16 protein-coding genes and 1 tRNA gene are annotated in these 17,847 nt (G+C 61.7%); 7 read left to right on the top strand and 10 right to left on the bottom strand.

Translation table 11 applies throughout. The annotated features are described in order from the left end of the window. Positions 1-19: 19 nt before the first annotated feature. The 4 genes from P5205_00395 to P5205_00380 all read right to left on the bottom strand — a co-directional run bounded on the left by P5205_00395 (position 20) and on the right by P5205_00380 (position 7,486). Positions 20-1,723 (bottom strand): hypothetical protein, encoded by a 1,704-nt coding sequence (locus P5205_00395; GenBank protein HSA08810.1) that lies wholly within the window; start codon positions 1,721-1,723, stop codon positions 20-22. A 42-nt stretch (positions 1,724-1,765) separates the two neighbouring features. Further along, positions 1,766-2,443: a transcription termination/antitermination NusG family protein gene (locus tag P5205_00390; GenBank protein HSA08809.1), complete on the bottom strand. Its 678-nt coding sequence runs from the start codon at positions 2,441-2,443 to the stop codon at positions 1,766-1,768. Between the two features lie 352 nt (positions 2,444-2,795). Beyond that, positions 2,796-4,259, bottom strand: coding sequence for a right-handed parallel beta-helix repeat-containing protein (locus tag P5205_00385; GenBank protein ID HSA08808.1), 1,464 nt, complete (start codon positions 4,257-4,259; stop codon positions 2,796-2,798). 308 nt (positions 4,260-4,567) lie between these two features. Next, a complete protein-coding gene (locus P5205_00380) occupies positions 4,568-7,486 on the bottom strand; it encodes a right-handed parallel beta-helix repeat-containing protein (protein HSA08807.1) in 2,919 nt (972 codons plus the stop codon). Positions 7,487-8,139: 653 nt separating this feature from the next. On the opposite strand from P5205_00380, the gene P5205_00375 reads away from it, so the two are divergent. Continuing rightward, positions 8,140-9,036 carry a hypothetical protein gene (locus tag P5205_00375; GenBank protein ID HSA08806.1) on the top strand — a complete coding sequence of 299 codons (897 nt, stop codon included), beginning with the start codon at positions 8,140-8,142 and terminating at the stop codon, positions 9,034-9,036. A 30-nt stretch (positions 9,037-9,066) separates the two neighbouring features. Here P5205_00375 and P5205_00370 read toward each other — a convergent pair whose 3' ends face one another. Further along, complete coding sequence (locus P5205_00370) at positions 9,067-10,218, bottom strand: right-handed parallel beta-helix repeat-containing protein (protein ID HSA08805.1); 1,152 nt, start codon at positions 10,216-10,218, stop codon at positions 9,067-9,069. Between the two features lie 107 nt (positions 10,219-10,325). Here P5205_00370 and P5205_00365 point away from each other — a divergent pair. Then, positions 10,326-10,401, top strand: a tRNA-Val gene (locus P5205_00365). 12 nt (positions 10,402-10,413) lie between these two features. On the opposite strand, the gene P5205_00360 is transcribed toward P5205_00365, so the two are convergent. The 4 genes from P5205_00360 to P5205_00345 all read right to left on the bottom strand — a co-directional run bounded on the left by P5205_00360 (position 10,414) and on the right by P5205_00345 (position 12,255). Next, entirely contained in the window at positions 10,414-10,812 is a 399-nt protein-coding gene (locus tag P5205_00360; protein HSA08804.1) for a molybdenum cofactor biosynthesis protein MoaE, read from the bottom strand. 111 nt (positions 10,813-10,923) lie between these two features. Beyond that, a complete protein-coding gene (locus tag P5205_00355; protein ID HSA08803.1) occupies positions 10,924-11,169 on the bottom strand; it encodes a MoaD/ThiS family protein in 246 nt (81 codons plus the stop codon). 32 nt (positions 11,170-11,201) lie between these two features. Continuing rightward, a complete protein-coding gene (gene hpt, locus P5205_00350; protein HSA08802.1) occupies positions 11,202-11,894 on the bottom strand; it encodes a hypoxanthine phosphoribosyltransferase in 693 nt (230 codons plus the stop codon). Continuing rightward, positions 11,875-12,255: a dUTPase gene (locus tag P5205_00345; protein HSA08801.1), complete on the bottom strand. Its 381-nt coding sequence runs from the start codon at positions 12,253-12,255 to the stop codon at positions 11,875-11,877. The genes hpt and P5205_00345 overlap by 20 nt, the downstream gene beginning before the upstream one ends. 56 nt (positions 12,256-12,311) lie before the next feature. On the opposite strand from P5205_00345, the gene P5205_00340 reads away from it, so the two are divergent. From P5205_00340 to P5205_00325, 4 genes are read left to right on the top strand one after another with little or no spacing between them, the layout of a single operon-like run. After that, entirely contained in the window at positions 12,312-12,989 is a 678-nt protein-coding gene (locus P5205_00340) for a MotA/TolQ/ExbB proton channel family protein (GenBank protein ID HSA08800.1), read from the top strand. Continuing rightward, positions 12,986-13,426: a biopolymer transporter ExbD gene (locus tag P5205_00335; GenBank protein ID HSA08799.1), complete on the top strand. Its 441-nt coding sequence runs from the start codon at positions 12,986-12,988 to the stop codon at positions 13,424-13,426. Before P5205_00340 ends, P5205_00335 begins: the two co-directional genes overlap by 4 nt. Further along, the gene (locus tag P5205_00330) at positions 13,423-14,214 is read left to right on the top strand and encodes an energy transducer TonB (GenBank protein ID HSA08798.1); all 792 of its coding nucleotides are present in this window, start codon (positions 13,423-13,425) and stop codon (positions 14,212-14,214) included. Before P5205_00335 ends, P5205_00330 begins: the two co-directional genes overlap by 4 nt. Next, positions 14,211-14,465, top strand: coding sequence for a hypothetical protein (locus tag P5205_00325; protein HSA08797.1), 255 nt, complete (start codon positions 14,211-14,213; stop codon positions 14,463-14,465). The genes P5205_00330 and P5205_00325 overlap by 4 nt, the downstream gene beginning before the upstream one ends. 94 nt (positions 14,466-14,559) lie before the next feature. On the opposite strand, the gene P5205_00320 is transcribed toward P5205_00325, so the two are convergent. Then, positions 14,560-16,125 (bottom strand): IMP dehydrogenase, encoded by a 1,566-nt coding sequence (locus P5205_00320; protein ID HSA08796.1) that lies wholly within the window; start codon positions 16,123-16,125, stop codon positions 14,560-14,562. A 130-nt stretch (positions 16,126-16,255) separates the two neighbouring features. Between P5205_00320 and P5205_00315 the strand changes: the two genes are divergently transcribed. Further along, positions 16,256-17,728, top strand: a complete 1,473-nt coding sequence (locus P5205_00315; protein HSA08795.1) for an L-fucose/L-arabinose isomerase family protein — start codon at positions 16,256-16,258, stop codon at positions 17,726-17,728. The last annotated feature ends 119 nt before the right edge of the window (positions 17,729-17,847 follow it).

Here is a 17,847-nt window from a genome sequence, read left to right as displayed (position 1 = left end):
CGTGAATCTCCGCTAAGCGCTACTGACCTGGTTGCAGACGGTAAAACCTTGGCCCTGACCCCGCCGGCTCCGTAATCATGCACTGATTCCCTGCGACTACCGGGACGTTGGTGACGCTCGACCAACCCGGCCCACCGATCAAATTGTCGCTAGCTTGGAGTGAATTACCGCCAAGGCCGGCGGGCCAGGAGACCTGAATGCCCCCCCCCACGGGTCGGACCTCAAGCTTGCCTGGGCGTGGCAGAAGCACGAACACATTGAATGTCGGTCCGGTGGGTGGCGGGGTAACCATCTGCCCATTCGGGACAGCCACGGTGAGGTTTGTCATAGGCAACTGGAGTGGTTGGCCGGAATAAACCCCGACCAGCGCGGGAGCGGCGTGCCAGTTCTGCGCGTTGCGCACCTCGAAGCCCCAGCCCACCGGCAGCACTGAACTGACATCCACCGCCACTTGGTCGAGGTTGTCCCAATTATAGATAATGATGTTGGCCCGACCTGCCTCATATTGGTTAGAGCTCACGAAGATCCTGGTGCCTTCCAGGTCGCCAATCACAAACGTGGTATCCAAATCAAAACCGGTCGCCGTCTGCCACTCGGAGAAACTGTAAGGCGTGAGGTTCAGCAAGGTCTGATTTCCCGCAGGGGGAGACACGTAGGTGTTGTTATCCCACGAAACACTGAGGGGAGACACCGCCTGTAACAGGCTTACGACATAGCTCGCCATTAACCGGGGCGCTAACAGATTGCCCGTAACGGTGGCGTTGCTCCAGTTGTTTACCAGCAATCCCAGCGGCAGGTAATTGTCCGCCAGCACCAAAGTTCCATTCGTTGCATCGCGGCCGATCTGCGCTTCACTCTGGGTCGAAAGGTCTGGCAACCGATAACTCATGTTATTCGTCAGGATGATCTCGTCGGCGTATTCCGCCGGGAAATCCACCCCCACGATCCAGTCCCGGTAATCCCGCACATCCTGAATAGCGCCGGCGTTGAAGGCGACGTTGCCGTCCAAAGTAACCCCCACCAGCCTGTGGTTTGGGGAGTTCTCGTAAACATGCAGATTGCAGCCGGAGTTGTTGAAGACGATATTTTCAGTCATCGTCCTGGTCCCAACCGAGCCTTGCGCGTAGATGCCATGCCCCTCGGCATTGTCCGGAGATCTCCAGCCGTTGTTGAACAGGATGCACCCATACACGAGGATGTTCGTTGCCAGGTGGTCAGTGTAGATGGCGTGCCTCGTTTGGTCCCGCACCACGAGGTTGATGAAACTGAGGTTGGGCGCATAGCAGGCGATCCCCGGGATAATGCTGATATCGGTGACGTTGAATCCCACGCCCGTTTGGGCGCTAACCCGGTTGGTGTCCGAGCGGTACAACTCAAAATCACGAAAAACCACATGCCCGATGCTGTTAAAGATGCTCAGCGAGCCGTCAATTCGCGCAGCCTCTCCCGGCGCGGAGCGGAATGTGATCGGGTTTCCAGGGTCGCCGTGCACCGTGGTATTCAGGTGTCCTAACATGTAATCCCCGCCCCGCAGCCAAAAAGTGTCGCCCGGTCCACCCGCCAACCCGGAGAGCGCAGTGACCAGGTCGTAAGGCTGCGAGACGGTGCCAGGACCGAACGGGCTCCCGCCAGGCGCGACAAAGAAGTCGCCCGCTTCCAACCGGATGCAGGTACAGACTACCCCGAGGGCCAGCAGCCTGGGACCGAAGGATGCGCGAAGCATGACAGTTCTTGAATCTGGAGCCAGCCTACACCGAGGCCGACGCTAGGCCGCACAGGCTTGGGGGCTCGAGTTCTGTTCGCTTGGCCTCAGAAGCTCTGGTGAGCAAATCTGAAACGAAAGATGGGCTCCCAATCGCGAGATCGTCTCGCTCTCCTGCAGCACCAGGTTCGCGGCGTTCCTGCGCCGAAACAACAGCGCGCCCAGGCTCACTTCAGCCGCAACGGAACGGCCCATGAAATCAAGCAGAACTTGCACCCGCCGCTTTGCTGGCAGCACGTGTGTGACTCGCCCGTTCAGACCCTTGAAAGCGCCCTCCCCGACCTCAACCTCCTCGCCTTCCTCCGGGGCCTCCACCAGAACTTTGGATCTCATTTCACCCAGGTCACACTGCAATTGCTGGATGACCGCGTCCGGAATGGAGGGCACCTCAGCCCCGAATTGCACCACCGTCTTGACGGAAGGCGTGTAGCGGACCTTTTCCAGCTTCGAGTCCAATGCGAAGCGGGCGAACAAATAGTTCGGAAACAAGGACTCTGAACTCCAAACACTGCCGCGCCGGGTCGAACGCAGCAACCGCAGGCGTGGATTGAACACATCCACTTCCGGAAGCAGACGCAAGTGGGCCGCGGCAATGTGCTCGCGCTTCAACTGAGAACGGATACAGAACCAGGCCGGCTCCGGGAAACGCGGGCAAAGCTCCGCAATTGGTGAGGAAATCATCTCGACTCGAATTTTCGATCTAACCATTCTGCGCATCCCCTCGCCGGTCCAACATTCGGTCCCCTAACGATCCCGTTACACCGGCATCATTCAGCGCGCTACAACCTGCAATAAGCTAGTTGCATGTGGCATGAGCGTCTATGGGGTGTACACCCTATATCGGCACGTTTGACATTCTGAATTAGCCGGTTCCGCCACCGCAATTTGAAAGCGCTCAAGTGATGGCCGCAATGCGACTGCGGGGCTGCGTTCCGGAAGGTACTACTACGTGAAAGCAACGGGGCACCTGCCTGCGCCTGCTTGGGCGCTGGCGGCGAGAGAATCTACGGAATGCTGCCGGGGGTAGTCCGGACTAAGGTTTCACCGACACGATGTGGAGGCCAGGGGGAGCTGTGGGCAGAAGTTGAACGCTCATCCGAAAGACGCTCTGCCCGATGGCCGTTCCGTCACTGACAGTAACGGTGATATTGGCAGAGCCGGTCTGCCCGGGCTTGGGCGTGACCGTTACGGTACGGTTGCTATTGCTGCCGCCAAGCACGATGTCTGCTGCGGTCACCAACGCCGCGTTGTCCGAACTCGCGGACAGGGCAAGATTGGACGCGGGCGTTTCGGCGTCGCCGATGGTAAAAGGGATCGCCGGGGTGCAAGTGCCCGCCCCAACCACGCAGCTGCTAATGGCGGAAATAGTCGGCGCGGTATTGGCGGCGGTGCTGACATAAGCGCCCAGGTCCCAGGCCCCACTGCCAGGCCGGGCCGCGCCGTTGATGTCGGTGGTAAAGGTCGAGGAGAGATTCACCCCGGCCCCGATCGCAGGTGATCCGCTCCCGAGGCGCGGATTGAAATTAGCCGAGGTCCCGTTGACAAACAGCGGGTCCGCCGAGATGGACGCCCCCAGCGTGTAGCCGTAGTCCGACCCTCCCGCCGTGAAATTGTAGTTCCCCCCGCCGTTGTTGAAGCACAGATTGTGGTCCACCACCACCCCGCTGCCATGGGCATCGTAGGAGCCGACCCCGTAATTGCCGTTCCGGTAGATGATGTTGTTCTTGATATCCACCCCGTTCAACGACAGCCAGAGAATGATCCCGGTGGTCCCGTTCCAGGCCACGACGTTGTTGTAGACCTTCATGCCGCTCACCGTGGCGTAGCCCGCGACCTGCAAGCCGGTGGCCGCGTTGCGGTAGAGCAGATTGTTGATCACCGTCTCGTTGCGCCCGCACAGATACAGCCCGTGATCCAGATTGCTCCCCGTCCGGCCGTTGTCGTGGATGGAGTTGGCGCCGTAGAAATTGCCGCTGGTGCCCTCATTGGAATAGACGCCATCCTGGCCGTTGCCGCTGGAACTGGCGGGGTTGCCGTTGTGGTGAATCTCGTTGTTGATAATGCGGTTGTTGTTGCCGTAGATCGCAATGCCGCCGTGGGGGCCGTTCCGGATTTCAAAGCCCTCCACGGTGTTGTAGCTGCCGCTGATATACAAACCCTGGTTGCGGTCCGCGGCGTTGCCGCCATCAATAATCGCCCCCCCCCGGACGGTCGACCGGAGCACGATCGGGCTGGAGGCCGTGCCGCTCTTGCCCAGGTGAATTCCCCAGCCGCTTCGATAGTCGGTGTAAACCCCGGGCAGCACATGGATAACCGTGCCAGCCGCGGCCCGGCTGTAGGCATGGGTAATCGTGCGAAACGGCTGGGCCGCTGTTCCAGGACTGGAATCGCTGCCTTGGGTGGAGACATATAAATCGGCCGCCTGCGCGCGCGCCAACACTAAAATCAGGCTCAGCCCCCATGCCAAGCGTTCCCCGGCAAAAACTGTGCTGCTCACGGCTTTAATATGAAGCAGCCTGCCTGCCGCCCATACTGGGAACTCCGCAGCCGCGATCAGGAATTTCCTTGGCCTGATTCGGGGCACCCGGCGAAATGAACCGGGCCGAACGCCGAAGGGGCGGGGCAAGTGCTGTCTTGATTTTTCGCAGGCATGCCCATATCTTGGATTCCCCAGGACCGCCAGCGATCCCCTCCCCGCGAGCCGTCGGTGGCGCGGGTATCCCGTTCAGGTGCGCTGCCTTTTGGGCTCATTGGCAACGTCGGGGGGCAACTTGCCCTCCCGACGCCGCCAATAACGTTCGCCCTTCAGTTCGCCGACAAGGTGGTCGGCGCGACTGTGATCGTTCCCAGTTGGCAATTGCCTTCCCTGCCCCGGATGATCAGTTGGTGTGTGCCGGCCGTAAGACTAAAGACCTTTGGCGCGTACTGGGCCGTCAGCCCACTCGGCGCACTCGAACTCACTGTTCCATTGCCCCGCCAGGAGACCATCTGGCTTTCAAAACCCGACGTGACCGGGATATCCCAAACCATCAGCGGGTCGGTGGGCTGGGTGTCAATGTTGACGAACAACGAGTTGTTGTCCGTGCTGGGCGCGTTGATCAGGGCCGACACGACGTAGTAGCCCGCGGCGTTGACATTGAACGTATAGACCGCCTGGCCGCCGGCCGCCAGGCTGGTGTAGGCGGGTTGAGCGATGGCGCCGTCGACCGCCTCGAATGGCCTGCTAATTGCCCCGGACGTTGCTTCAAAGGTCAGGCCCGAAGCCACTGGCGGATTTACTACCGTCAGAGTGAAACCGGTGCTGCTGCTCAAGCTGCCATCGCTGACCGTCAGCGCGATCGTCGCGGTGCCCGTCTGTCCGCTGGCCGGCGTCACGGTCACAGTCCGACTGGCTCCGCTGCCACCGAGGACAATATTTGCAGTGGGCACGAGGCTCGGATTGGAGGATGAGGCTGAGACCTCCAGACTGGTCGCGGCAACTTCAGCATCGTCCACCGTAAAGGCCAGTGGCCCGCTCGAGTTGCCCGCCGTGAGGTCCTGATTTGCGATGCTGGAAATGGTCGGCGGCGTGTTCTGCCCATAAGGCTCGATAGTAATCGTTCCCACTTGGCAATTGCCTTCCCTGCCCCGGATGACCAGTTGGTGAGTCCCCGCCGACAGGCGGAAGACTTTGGGCGCCTCCTGGGCGGCCACTCCGCTCGGAGCGGTTGAGCTAACAGCACCGTTGCCTCGCCAGGAAACCGTTTGGCTGACCAGTCCTGACGTCACCGGAACGTCCCAGATCATCTGCGGGTCAGTGGGCTGCGCGTCAATATTGACGAACAGCGAGTTGTAATCCGTGCTCGGCGCATTGACCAGGGCCGACACCACGTAATCGCCCGCTGCAGGCACATTGAAGGCGTAGACCGCCTGCCCGCCGGCGCTGAGACTCGTATAGGCCGGTTGGACGATTGTGTTATTAACAATGGAGAACGGCGCAGTAATCGCGCCTGAAGTCGAGTCAAAGGTCAGACCAGAGGCAATCGGCGGGTTCTTGACTGTGACGGTGACGGAAGCCGACGAGACAGTGCTGCCAGAACCATACACAGCCGTCGCCCTCAGAGCGCAGGAGCGGGCGCTTCCAATATTGTGACTAAAGGCATAAGGACTGGCGGTATCTTCAGTGAGAAGGGTGGTACCCTCGTAGAACTGAACCTTGGTGATCGTATGGCCATTCGCGGTTACGTTGGCCGCCAGGTTGATGGTCGCGGGCGCATCGTAGGTGGCCCCGTTCACCGGCGAGGTCAAGGCCACGACTGGCGCGGCCAGCGGGTTCACCGTCACGACGAAACTGGTGGTGCTGCTCAGAAAGCCATCACTCACTCTTAGCGTGATCGTGGCGGTGCCCGTCTGCCCACTGGCCGGGGTGATCGTAACGGTCCGGCTTGAACCGCTGCCCCCGAACACGATGTTGGCGTTAGGCACCAGGGCGGTCTGGGATGAACTGCCCGAAACCGTTAAACTGCCAGCCGACGTCTGGGCATCGCCCACCGTAAACGCCAGCGGCCCGGTCGAACCGCCCGCGCTGATCGTTCGATTGACCATGCTGGAGATGCTTGGCGCGGTATTGGCGGCGGTGCTGACATAAGCGCCCAGGTCCCAGGCCCCACTGCCAGGCCGGGCCGCGCCGTTGATGTCGGTGGTAAAGGTCGAGGAGAGATTCACCCCGGCCCCGATCGCAGGTGATCCGCTCCCGAGGCGCGGATTGAAATTAGCCGAGGTCCCGTTGACAAACAGCGGGTCCGCCGAGATGGACGCCCCCAGCGTGTAGCCGTAGTCCGACCCTCCCGCCGTGAAATTGTAGTTCCCCCCGCCGTTGTTGAAGCACAGATTGTGGTCCACCACCACCCCGCTGCCATGGGCATCGTAGGAGCCGACCCCGTAATTGCCGTTCCGGTAGATGATGTTGTTCTTGATATCCACCCCGTTCAACGACAGCCAGAGAATGATCCCGGTGGTCCCGTTCCAGGCCACGACGTTGTTGTAGACCTTCATGCCGCTCACCGTGGCGTAGCCCGCGACCTGCAAGCCGGTGGCCGCGTTGCGGTAGAGCAGATTGTTGATCACCGTCTCGTTGCGCCCGCACAGATACAGCCCGTGATCCAGATTGCTCCCCGTCCGGCCGTTGTCGTGGATGGAGTTGGCGCCGTAGAAATTGCCGCTGGTGCCCTCATTGGAATAGACGCCATCCTGGCCGTTGCCGCTGGAACTGGCGGGGTTGCCGTTGTGGTGAATCTCGTTGTTGATAATGCGGTTGTTGTTGCCGTAGATCGCAATGCCGCCGTGGGGGCCGTTCCGGATTTCAAAGCCCTCCACGGTGTTGTAGCTGCCGCTGATATACAAACCCTGGTTGCGGTCCGCGGCGTTGCCGCCATCAATAATCGCCCCCCCCCGGACGGTCGACCGGAGCACGATCGGGCTGGAGGCCGTGCCGCTCTTGCCCAGGTGAATTCCCCAGCCGCTTCGATAGTCGGTGTAAACCCCGGGCAGCACATGGATAACCGTGCCAGCCGCGGCCCGGCTGTAGGCATGGGTAATCGTGCGAAACGGCTGGGCCGCTGTTCCAGGACTGGAATCGCTGCCTTGGGTGGAGACATATAAATCGGCCGCCTGCGCGCGCGCAAAAGCCAGAACTAAGTTAAGACAAAGGGCATATAGCCCGGTGCGAGTCACTGTGTTGCTCATGTCTTCATCATCAAGCAGGCGTGTTGCCACCGCGACTGGAGGCTTCCCAAAATTGACTGGAGATTTCCTTGGTTGGCGCACAAGCAGGCATCGGCGCCTAGGACAGGCGGCAAATGTGACGCAAGCAGAGTTGCGACAAAGCGCTTCCTCCTCCCGCGAATGCTCATATGCACGATCGGCAAAAGCTCGCCTGGTACTCCGCCGGGGCAGTTACCCCAGGCTCTCGGCACGAGCTTGACCTCGGGCAGCGCGGCAGCGAAAGTCATTGTGTCCAGTGGAACAGAAGCGGGCGCTGCCGGATAGCAACCCGCCGAGGGATAGCTGTGATAAGGTAACGAAATGAAGCCGTCTTCGCTTATTGGGGAGGCCAAATACCTTCCTCAAATAACATGGGAGCCCTTTATATTGGCATGAATACCCCCTCCTACCCTGATCCCACAGCAACAACGGACTCCATTCCGCTGGAACGGATTGATCCCAAGTTCAGGCCGGTCTTTGAGAAGATTACCTCGGCTGATCGAACAGCGCTCATCCGGTACTTTTTGCCACACAATTCGGCAAAGGCCCTCCTCGGACCGACCCGGCCTCGGATCATAAAGTGGTATTGCCCTTTTGCGTGCCAACGGACCTTCCCCAGTGGACATCGTTACTGTGTGAACGTGTTTTCCGGCTGCGGCCATGACTGCGTCTACTGTTACGCAGCGGGCTACTCAGTTCAGGACCCGGCCCCCAAGGCCAATTTCGAACGCCTGCTGTTGAAGGACCTTGAGGACTTGGAGCGCTTTAACGTTCCGCCGGCGCCAGTTCACCTGTCCAATAGCACAGACCCCTTTCAGCAGCTCGAAAGGCGTCATGCCCACACACGCTTCGCTTTGGAACAGATACTGAAGTTCCGGCACCGCTTCAGCACCGTCACGATTCTGACCAAAGACCCCTTGTGGCCTACAACTGTCGGCTATCTCGACCTATTCAAAGCGCTGCTGGAACTGCCGCCGGGGCAATCGTCCAAGCCGCAATTTCGGTCGGCGGCTGCTCCTGCATTCTGCTTGGAGGTGAGCTTGGCGTTCTGGCGTCAGGAGGCAGCTTCAGCCTACGATCGGCAGGCGCCGCCGGTTGAGCAGCGCCTTGCAGGAGTCCAGCGATTGCGAGCGGCCGGCATTCCCGTGGTGCTTCGTATTGACCCCCTCTTCCCGCGCTCACCAGTTGCGAGCGGCTGCTCGTTGGCAGATTTCGGCTTGGTCGAGGCGCAAAGCATCGAAGACCTTGATCAACTGGTGCGTTTTGCACGGGATCAAGGCGTCCGGCATGTGGTGTATTCGGCAGCCAAGATTGTCCAACCCAGAAGGCGCAAGATTTGCCCACGCATGCGCCGGTGGCTCCTTGTTTTTGAGCGAATGGCCGCTCCGGCACGCCTTGTTTTCCGTGGCGGGGCCTGGCGGATGCCGCCCGAAGTGGCGGAGCAGGCGATTATACAGCCCTTCCTGAAGCTCTGCGCCGCTCATGGAGTTCCGGCAAAACACTGCATGCGCAACTTGATTGAAACACCATGAACGCGGAAGGACGGAGGAGGCTTGGGAAAATTACTGTTGAATGCCTGAACTGGCCGGTGGCGTGGCGCCGCCGCCAGAGACATAAGCGCCCAAATCCCACGGCCCGGTCGCTGGCCGCGCCGCACCATCCTTGTCCGTGGCAAACGCCGCGCCTAGATTCAGCCCAGCCCTCAGGGCGGGTGATCCGGTGCCCAGATGCGGGTCGAACCCCGCCGCAACGCCATTGACGAAACGCGGGTCGGCTGAAATCGTCCTGCCCAAAGTATAGGCGTAGTCCGAATTCCCAGCCGTAAAATTGTAGTCCCCACCCCCATTCTCGAAACAGAGGTTGTGGTCCACCACGACCCCTTTGCCATGCGCGTCGTAGGAGTTCAACCCATAGTTGCCGTTCCGGTAGAGGATGTTGTTCTTGATCTCCACACCGTCCAGCGCCATCCACAGCACTATGCCGCTGGTCCCGTTACAGGCCATCACGTTGTTGTACACCTTCATGTTGCTGACCGTCTTGTAGCCGGCAATCTGCAGCCCTGTGGCGGCATTCCGGAACAGGACGTTATTGATCACCCTTTCATTCTGCCCGCACAAATACAGCCCGTGATCCAGATTGCTCCCGGGCCGGCCGTTGTCGTGAATCGAGTTGGCCACATAGTGATTGTCCCGCGTGCCCTCGTTGGAATAGAGGCCGTCCTTGCCATTCGTGCTGGAACTGGCCGGGTTGCCGTTGTGATGGATGTCGTTGTTGATAACAAGGTTGCCGTCGGACCAGATCGAGATACCGCCGTTGGGGCAGTTCCGGATCTCAAATCCGTCCACCACATGGTGATTCCCGTCTATATGGAACCCACGGTTGCGATCCGAAGCGTTCCGCCCATCAATTACCGCAGCTCCCCGAACCGTGGATTTGAGCACGATGGGGTGAGAGGCCTTGCCATCGCTACCGAGGCGAATGCCCCAGCGGACCGTATAGTCGTGATATACCCCGGGCAGCACGTGAATGGTGGTGCCGGCAGCAGCCTTGGAGTAAGCGTAAGTAATCGTTCGGAATGGCCGCGCCTGCGTTCCGGGGTCGGAATCACTGCCTCGTGTCGAGACATACAGATCCGCTGCCTGCACGCGTACGAGCACCAGTAACAGGCCGAAGCAAAGCCGAAAGCGCCCAGGCGCGATGCCCACCTTTGTCATTAACCAAACATGGTGCAGCTTCCTTGCCGGCGCAAGCCGGCGTGGCCCATCGCCCTTTTCGCTTTGCCCCCCGGGGTCTGATGTTCCATAGTCTTCCGGCCGGCTATGGGCGCTTGGCGCAGTGGTTAGCGCGTCTCGTTTACACCGAGTAGGTCGGGGGTTCGAGTCCCTCAGCGCCCACCAGCCTCCAAGCCATCAAAGTTCATTCCCCACCGGCTTCTTCCAGATCGGCACGACGCGCTTCAGCTCGTCAATGAGCCATTGGCAGGCGGCGAAGGCTTCGCCGCGATGCCGGGCGACCACTTCGACCCACAGCGAAGGCTCGTTCACCTGCACCTGGCCAACGCGATGGATCAGGCGCACCGATTCAACCGGCCACCGCCGGGCCATCTCCTCAAACAGCAAATTCATCTGATGCTCCGCCATGCGCTGGAAGGCTTCGTACTCCAGAGCGATGATGTTCGCCTCCCCCTCCGTATCGCGCACTACCCCGACAAAATAAACCACCGCGCCCATGCCGCTGGACATCGTTCGCCGCGCCAGCAGGGAAGACTCGTCTATTGGTTCGGTCGTGATGATCAGTTGCTTGTTCATAAGATGGCGTCTTGCTTGCTGGGTGGGCCGTTATTCAAGGAAAGCCGACCCGTTTTGAAAGATCGGCAGATAACTCACCGATGACCGATGGCGGCTGGCACCGCGCAAAGGCTACCCTCCTTGCACCGGCGGGAAGAATGACACCTCATCGCCCTCCCTTAACACGTAGCCCCGGTCCTGGTATTCCACCCCCACTGCCATCAAGGCCGCCTTCCGCATCGCCGCCAGCCGGGGATACCGTTGCGCCAGCCGTTCATACAAGCCGTCGAGCGTGCTTCCCTCGGGCAGTTCCTCCGACGCAGCCGCACAGCCGGCCAGGTCCTTGAAATAGGAGTAGAAGCAAACCGTCACGCGCATATCAGGACACAGTCCGACACCGGCGCGGCAAGTCAACCCTTGCGCCGCGCTCCGGCCTGAGCGGGGCGCCGACGCGTGTTCTGCCGGCATCCCTTCGTGTAAACGTGCGGATGCAGCACCCCAACGAAGGGCAGATTGCGGTAGCGTTCCGCGAAGTCCAGGCCATAGCCCACCACGAAGAAGTCCGGTATCTCGAAGCCCACATAGTCCGCCTCGATCGCCTCCACGCGGCGGGCGGCTTTGTTCAACAGCACGCAGGTCCTCATCCGGCGCGGCTTGAGCGCGCGCAGCTTGCCGAGCACTCGATAGAGCGTTTTGCCCGTGTCGAGGATGTCATCCACCAGCAGCACATCGCGCCCGCGGACGCTCAGGCGCAGCTCCTTGGTGAAGACCAGTTCGCCCGATTCCGTGCCCGCGCCATAGCTGGACACGCCGATGAAATCCAGCCGCAACGGCAGCGAGAGGTTGCGGATCAGGTCCGCCAGGAACATCACCGTGCCGTTGAGCAGCGAGACGATCACCATCTCGCGCCCGGCGTAATCACGCGCAATATCGCGCGCCATCGCCCGGATGCGCCGCGCGATCTGGTCGTCCGTGATTAGAATCCGCTCGACTTCTTTGCGCCAGCGCGGCGGGACCCGCCCCGGGTTGCCGGCCGGGAGAAGGGATTCGCGGGCGGTCATCCGGGCTGCCTCCGAACGCGTTTCAGATGTGCTTCGAGTCATGCTCGTCCTTGACGGTGTAGCCGCTGTCCTGCCGCTGGAAGTTTACCGCGTTCTTGCGGACGTAGGCCTGGAACACATCCTCCGCGCTCATGCCTAGCACCTGCGCCAGACTGATGAGAAAATGAAACAGGTCCACCACCTCGACCCGGGCGTTCTGCTCGTCGAACTTCTGATACTTGGCCCACCATTTCCAGGGCACGCTGTCGGTCAGCTCCGCGATCTCCTGCGACATCGCCCGGCAATAGTTCAGCAGCCATCGGGTCTTTTCCTCGGTGCTCATACCCTCCGTGCGAACGCCGATGCGCTCGTTCAACGCGCGCTGCATGCGGAACAGTTCGTGAAGCTGGTCAGGTTGTGCCATGGGCAGAAGATTCGCCCGTCACCCGCTGGAAGCAAGGCGAAACGGCGCCGCAAACTTTGGCCTTTGAACCTCTGTTCCGGGACCGTATAAAGGAAGCCATGCTAACGTTGCCGGTATTGTTGTCCCACGGCGGCCCCGTGCTGTGGCTGCTGCTGTTCGTCAGCGCAGTGGCTGTGGCGGTTTTTATCGAGCGATTCCTGCACTTTCACCGCGCACAGATTAATTCAACCGAGTTCCTCAATGGCGTCCGCACCGTCCTCAAGCGCAATAATGTCGTCGAGGCGCTGTCCATATGCGACGCCACCCCCGGCCCGGTTGCGCGGCTGGTCAAGGCCGCCATCCTGAACCGGGACGAGGGCCGGGAACATGTGCAGGAAGCCTTGGAGGAGGCCGGCGCGGTGGAAGTGCCGCGGCTGGAGGAGAAGCTGAGCCTGCTGGCGACGATTGCCCAACTGTCGCCGCTGCTGGGCCTGCTGGGCACTGTGCTGGGCTTTATCCAGACCTTTGGCCGGATGGAGCAAGCGGGCCTGCATGCGCATCTCGGCCAGCTTTCCACCGGCGTATGGCAGGCCCTCATCTGCGCGGCGGCCGGCCTGGCGGTGGCCATCCCCACCCACGCGGCCTACAACTACCTCGTTAACCGCATCAACTCCATCGTGCTGGACATGGAGCGCGCGGCCACCGAGATCGTCCACATTGTCACCGAGAGCGCCCAACCGGCGCCGCAACCATGAAGTTCCCCCGCCACGCGACCATTCTCCGGGGCCAGTGGGACATCGCCCCGTTTGCGGCGGTTTTCTTTCTGCTGGTGATTTTCATGATGCTGGGGGCGCTGGTCTATACGCCGGGCGCGCGCCTGGAACTGCAGCTTCCCCGCGCCGATGGCTTGCCGGGCACCGACAAGCCTTCGGTCTCGGTCGCCATTGATGCCGATGGGCGGCTCTATTACGAGAACCAGTGGATCGAGGAAGCAGCGTTGCGACGCAAGCTGCAGGCCGCGGCGAAAAAGGCGGCGGAACCGCTGACGCTGGTCGTGCAAGCCGATAAGGCAGTCAGCTACGAGACGTGCCTGCGCCTCGCGCTGCTGGGGTGGGAAGCGGGCATTTCCGAAGCCCTGCTCGCCACGCTGCCACGCCCTTACGCCTCGCCTACGCGCCGTCCCACGCCATGACCTCGGCGCCGGTCCAATTGCGGCCCTGGTCGCGCGGTCGCTGGTGGTCACTGGTGGCACTGATATTCGGCGTCCAGCTCGCCCTGATCTTCTGGCTGGGCCAGACGTCACCCCTCCGCCCCCTCCCCGCCGCCAATGGGCTCACCCTCAGGCTCGGCGAGAATGCATCCTCGGAATTGCTGACGCTGCGTGACCCCACGTTGTTCGTCCTGCCGCACCCGCAGGAAATTCCTGCCACGGCACGACTGAAAGCGCCTCAACCTCAACTTCACTCGTTCGCGTGGCCCGAAACAACTAAACCTCCTCTCTTTGCCGCCGACCAGCTTGGCGCGGCCATCAACCGCTTTGTTCCGACCAACGATTTCCTTCCACTGCTCTCGCTGGCCAGGCCCGAGCCGCAACCTACCCTGCCCGGCGTGCCCTCTCCGCTGCTTTCTGCCGGTCAATCCATGGTGCGGTTGGAGGGCGCCCTGGCCCGGCGCGAGTTGATCGCGCCGCTCAATCTACGCTCGTGGGCCAGCCGGGAGATCTTGACCAACAGCGTGGTGCAACTGATCGTGGATGCCGACGGTCTCCCGCATTCGGTTACTCTCCTTTCGGGCAGCGGGTCCCGCGACGCCGACACCCACGCCTTGCATCTGGCCGGCGCCGCGCGCTTTGAACCACTCAGTCGCAGCCCGGGCGCCCCAACCCCTCACCCGACAGCGCAACTGAGCTGGGGCCGGATGATCTTCCTCTGGCACACTGTGCCGCCGCCACGGACCAACTCCCCGGGTCTCAGTCCATGACAACGCTGGTTTGCTTAGGAGTAATCATGTCCATCCCGAGTCTAATATTTGCTTACGTGGTCGTTCTCCTGGCGGGCTTGGTTGGTGCCGGCGTTTATTCTGAACTGCGCCGGAGGCGCTTCGAGCCGACCGCCAGCGATGACCGCATCTTCCGCTGCCACCGCTGCGGCTATATCTACACTGATGACCCGGACGTGGACCGCTCCCGTTGCTCTCAATGCGGACAAATGAACGAAGCGATCAGGTTCTGAGAGCGCGGGCGATTGGGGGTGGACGGGGTAATTGAGTATCAGAACGATGGTGCGTGGGCTCGGCAGAATCGCGTTCTGCGATGCTCCGTCCGTCTCAGCTTCCCGTCTTCAACTCCACCACGTCATGCGGCGCCGCCTCGCGCTGGCCAGCGGGGCTGACGCGGATGAACCGGGCTTTCTCCCGCAGTTGAGCAAGGTTGGTCGCGCCCAAGTACCCCATCCCGGATTGAATGCCACCGATCAGCTGAGCGAGGACCCGGTCCACCGATCCGCTCACTTCCTTGAGTGCTTCGATCCCTTCCGGAGCGACCTTGCGCGTGGGGTCGGTTGTGTGGCCATAGCGCGCCGCCGCCCCTTGCTTCATCGCCGCCCAACTGCCCATCCCGCGGTACTGCTTGTAGAGCTTGCCGCTGATCTCCATCACCTCGCCCGGCGCTTCCCGGCAACCCGCCAGAATCCCGCCGCAGATGACCGCATGGGCCAGCGTGAGCGCCTTCACAATGTCGCCCGATTTGGTGATGCCGCCGTCGGCCAGAATCGTCACCCGCCTCTTCTGCACGGGCCGCGAAGAGAGATATAGTGCCGTCAATTGCGGAATGCCCACACCCGCCACTACTCGCGTGGTGCAGATCGAGCCAGGGCCCTGGCCGACTTTAATCGCGCTCGCGCCGGCGCTGGCGAGAAAATCCGCCCCCGCGGCGCTGGTGACGTTGCCCGCGATGATGGGCAGCTTCGGAAAGGCATCGCGCAGCATCCGCACGGCATCCCCCACGCCCCGGCTGTGGCCGTGCGCGGTGGAAACCGCCACCGCATCCAGCCCCCGCTCGACCAGCTCCCCGACGTGCTTCAGAATGCGCTCGCGGTCCAGGTCCCCAAAGGCATTCCGCGTGGCCGAGACCGCCGCGCCGCAGATCAGGCGGAAGTGCGCGTCGCGCGCCGGTTTGAACTGCGCGTTCTGCTCTTGCGAAATGCGTTCCACGTCGCTGAGCGTGAACAGCCCTTGCAGCCGGTCCTGATCGTCCACCACCAGCAGCTTGTGGATGCCCGGGCGGTCGGTGAAGAACTTGTCGGCCTTGGCGATGGGATCCCGCCCGAGGTCCTTTTTGCTCAGCGTGTGCACCTGGCTGCGCGGCGTCAGCAACTCCGCGACCTTCCGCTGGGCATAACGCTGCTTCACCACCGGGCCGGGCAGCAGCCCAACCAGCCGGCCATGGCTGTCCACCACGGGAAACGTGCTGAACGCGAATCGCTTCTTCGCGATCAGTTCCAGGACCTCTCCAATCAACTGCTCTGGCGCCGCTTTGATCGGCTCCTGGATGAGACCATGCACGTGGTTCTTCACGCGGCTGACCTCGGAAAGCTGCTGCCGCTCAGGCATGTTGTAATGGATCAGCCCCAGCCCGCCGTTGAGCGCCATGGCGATAGCCATGCGCGATTCGGTCACCGTATCCATGTCCGCCGAGATGACCGGAATACTCAGCCGCAATCCCTCCGCCAGCGTAATGTCCAGTTGCGTGTCCCGGGGCAGTATCTCCGAAAAGCGCGTCGCCAGCGTTACGTCGTCATAGGTCAGTCCGAGGTTGCTGTAGGCTGGAAAGAAGGCGTCCGCCGGCTTGTAGAACTGGGCGTCGAGAAGTTCGGGTTCTTTGGTCGCTGGCATGTCGGAACATGCCAGAGCGGACCAATTCCTGGCAAGGCCAAACAGCCCAGGCACGCCCAAGCCCGTTTCCTCCTGGCGCTTTCACGCTTGGCATCTCCCGCCCCAGGTGGAATAGTGCTGCAAATTTCTTATGAACCAGCGAGGAAAAGTCGGTTTGTTCGGAATAGGTTTGGCCGCTTACTGGCCGCAGTTCAAAGGCCTGAAGCGCCGCCTGGAGCGCTACCAACAGGTTGTCAGCAGCCGGCTGGACCAGTTTTGTGACGTCGTGGACGCCGGGCTGGTGGACTCGGCGCCAGCCGCGGCGGCGGCCGGGGATCTCTTCGCGCGTGAAGGAGTGGAGCTGGTCATCTGCTACGTCGCCACCTATGCCACGAGCAGCCAGGTGCTGCCCGCCGTGCAAAAGACCAGTGCCCCGGTGCTGATCCTCAACCTGCAGCCGGCCAGCGCGCTGGATTATCCAAAGACCGATACCGGCGAATGGCTGGCGAATTGCTGCGCCTGCTGCGTGCCGGAAATTGCCTGTGCCTTTGCGCGCGGCCGGATTGATTTCCACGTCGTAACCGGTGTGCTGGGGGTAACGGGCGGCCGGTTCAAGGAAGCGCCGCCCAACCATCCCGACGCCCAACGCGCCTGGCAGGAAATTCAGGATTGGGTCCGCGCCGCCTCGGTGGTGAGCCGGCTCAAGCGGAGCCGGATCGGATTCCTCGGCCACACGTATCCCGGCATGCTGGACATGTACAGTGACTTCACCCAACACACGGCCCAGCTCGGCACGCACATCGAAGTGCTGGAAATGTGCGATCTGGCCAAGCGGCTGCCTAAAGCCGGCGAACGGGCCGTCGCCACGAAACGGGCGGAGACACTTTCCATTTTCGAGCTCAGTCAGGACAGCCCGTCCGATCCACTGGCCCGCGCGCCCAAACGGGAGCAGATGGAGTGGGCTTGCCGGGTGGCTGTTGGACTTGACCGGCTGGTGGCGGATTTGGACCTGCACGGTCTGGCTTACTACTATCGCGGCCTGGACGGCAACGAATATGAGCGGCTGGGCGCAGGGCTGATCCTCGGCTGCTCGCTGCTGACCGCGCGCGGCATTCCCGCCAGCGGCGAGGGCGACCTGAAGAACTGCCAGGCCATGAAGATTCTCGATCTCCTGGGGTGCGGCGGCAGTTACACGGAGTTCTACGCGATGGACTTCGACGAGGATTTCCTGCTCATGGGCCACGACGGCCCCTTTCACCTCGGCATCGCCGAAGGCAAGCCCATCCTGCGCGGGCTTGGCCTCTACCATGGCAAGCGCGGCTACGGCGTCAGCGTCGAGGCGCATGTCAGACTGGGACCGGTGACGCTGCTGGCCCTAACGCAGACCGCCGATGGCCGGCTCAAACTGCTGGCTGCCGAAGGCGAGAGTGTTCCCGGAGCCATGCTGCAAATCGGCAACACCAATAGCCGTATCAAGTTCAAGAGCGGCATGACGAACTTCGTCAACCGCTGGTGCATGGAAGGACCGACTCATCACTGCGCCTTGGGGGTCGGCCACCTGCTGCCCGTTACCCGCCGCATTGCTTCGCTGCTCAACCTTCCTTACGTCGAGGTCGGCCAATAGGGCCAGGCGGCCGGAGCGGCTTCCCGGGAAGTGCGAACGGCGATCTTCCCCCGCACAGCCCTGGATGGCCGAAACAGAGGCAAAGCCAGGCAATCACGGCTCCCGGGCCAGTACGATTT

Source organism: Candidatus Paceibacterota bacterium (assembly GCA_035452965.1).
GTDB lineage: Bacteria > Verrucomicrobiota > Verrucomicrobiia > Limisphaerales > UBA8199 > UBA8199.
This window is presented reverse-complemented; position numbering and strand designations above follow the sequence as displayed.

Bases quoted from the DNA above. Each gene is read 5' to 3' on its own strand.
- P5205_00335 (HSA08799.1), top strand. From the start codon at position 12,986: ATGAAGTTCCCCCGCCACGCGACCATTCTCCGGGGCCAGTGGGACATC.
- P5205_00360 (HSA08804.1), bottom strand. From the start codon at position 10,812: ATGAACAAGCAACTGATCATCACGACCGAACCAATAGACGAGTCTTCC.
- P5205_00325 (HSA08797.1), top strand. From the start codon at position 14,211: ATGACAACGCTGGTTTGCTTAGGAGTAATCATGTCCATCCCGAGTCTA.
- hpt (HSA08802.1), bottom strand. From the start codon at position 11,894: ATGACTCGAAGCACATCTGAAACGCGTTCGGAGGCAGCCCGGATGACC.
- P5205_00330 (HSA08798.1), top strand. From the start codon at position 13,423: ATGACCTCGGCGCCGGTCCAATTGCGGCCCTGGTCGCGCGGTCGCTGG.
- P5205_00345 (HSA08801.1), bottom strand. From the start codon at position 12,255: ATGGCACAACCTGACCAGCTTCACGAACTGTTCCGCATGCAGCGCGCG.
- P5205_00380 (HSA08807.1), bottom strand. From the start codon at position 7,486: ATGAGCAACACAGTGACTCGCACCGGGCTATATGCCCTTTGTCTTAAC.
- P5205_00315 (HSA08795.1), top strand. From the start codon at position 16,256: ATGAACCAGCGAGGAAAAGTCGGTTTGTTCGGAATAGGTTTGGCCGCT.
- P5205_00370 (HSA08805.1), bottom strand. From the start codon at position 10,218: ATGACAAAGGTGGGCATCGCGCCTGGGCGCTTTCGGCTTTGCTTCGGC.
- P5205_00395 (HSA08810.1), bottom strand. From the start codon at position 1,723: ATGCTTCGCGCATCCTTCGGTCCCAGGCTGCTGGCCCTCGGGGTAGTC.
- P5205_00320 (HSA08796.1), bottom strand. From the start codon at position 16,125: ATGCCAGCGACCAAAGAACCCGAACTTCTCGACGCCCAGTTCTACAAG.
- P5205_00390 (HSA08809.1), bottom strand. From the start codon at position 2,443: ATGATTTCCTCACCAATTGCGGAGCTTTGCCCGCGTTTCCCGGAGCCG.
- P5205_00355 (HSA08803.1), bottom strand. From the start codon at position 11,169: ATGCGCGTGACGGTTTGCTTCTACTCCTATTTCAAGGACCTGGCCGGC.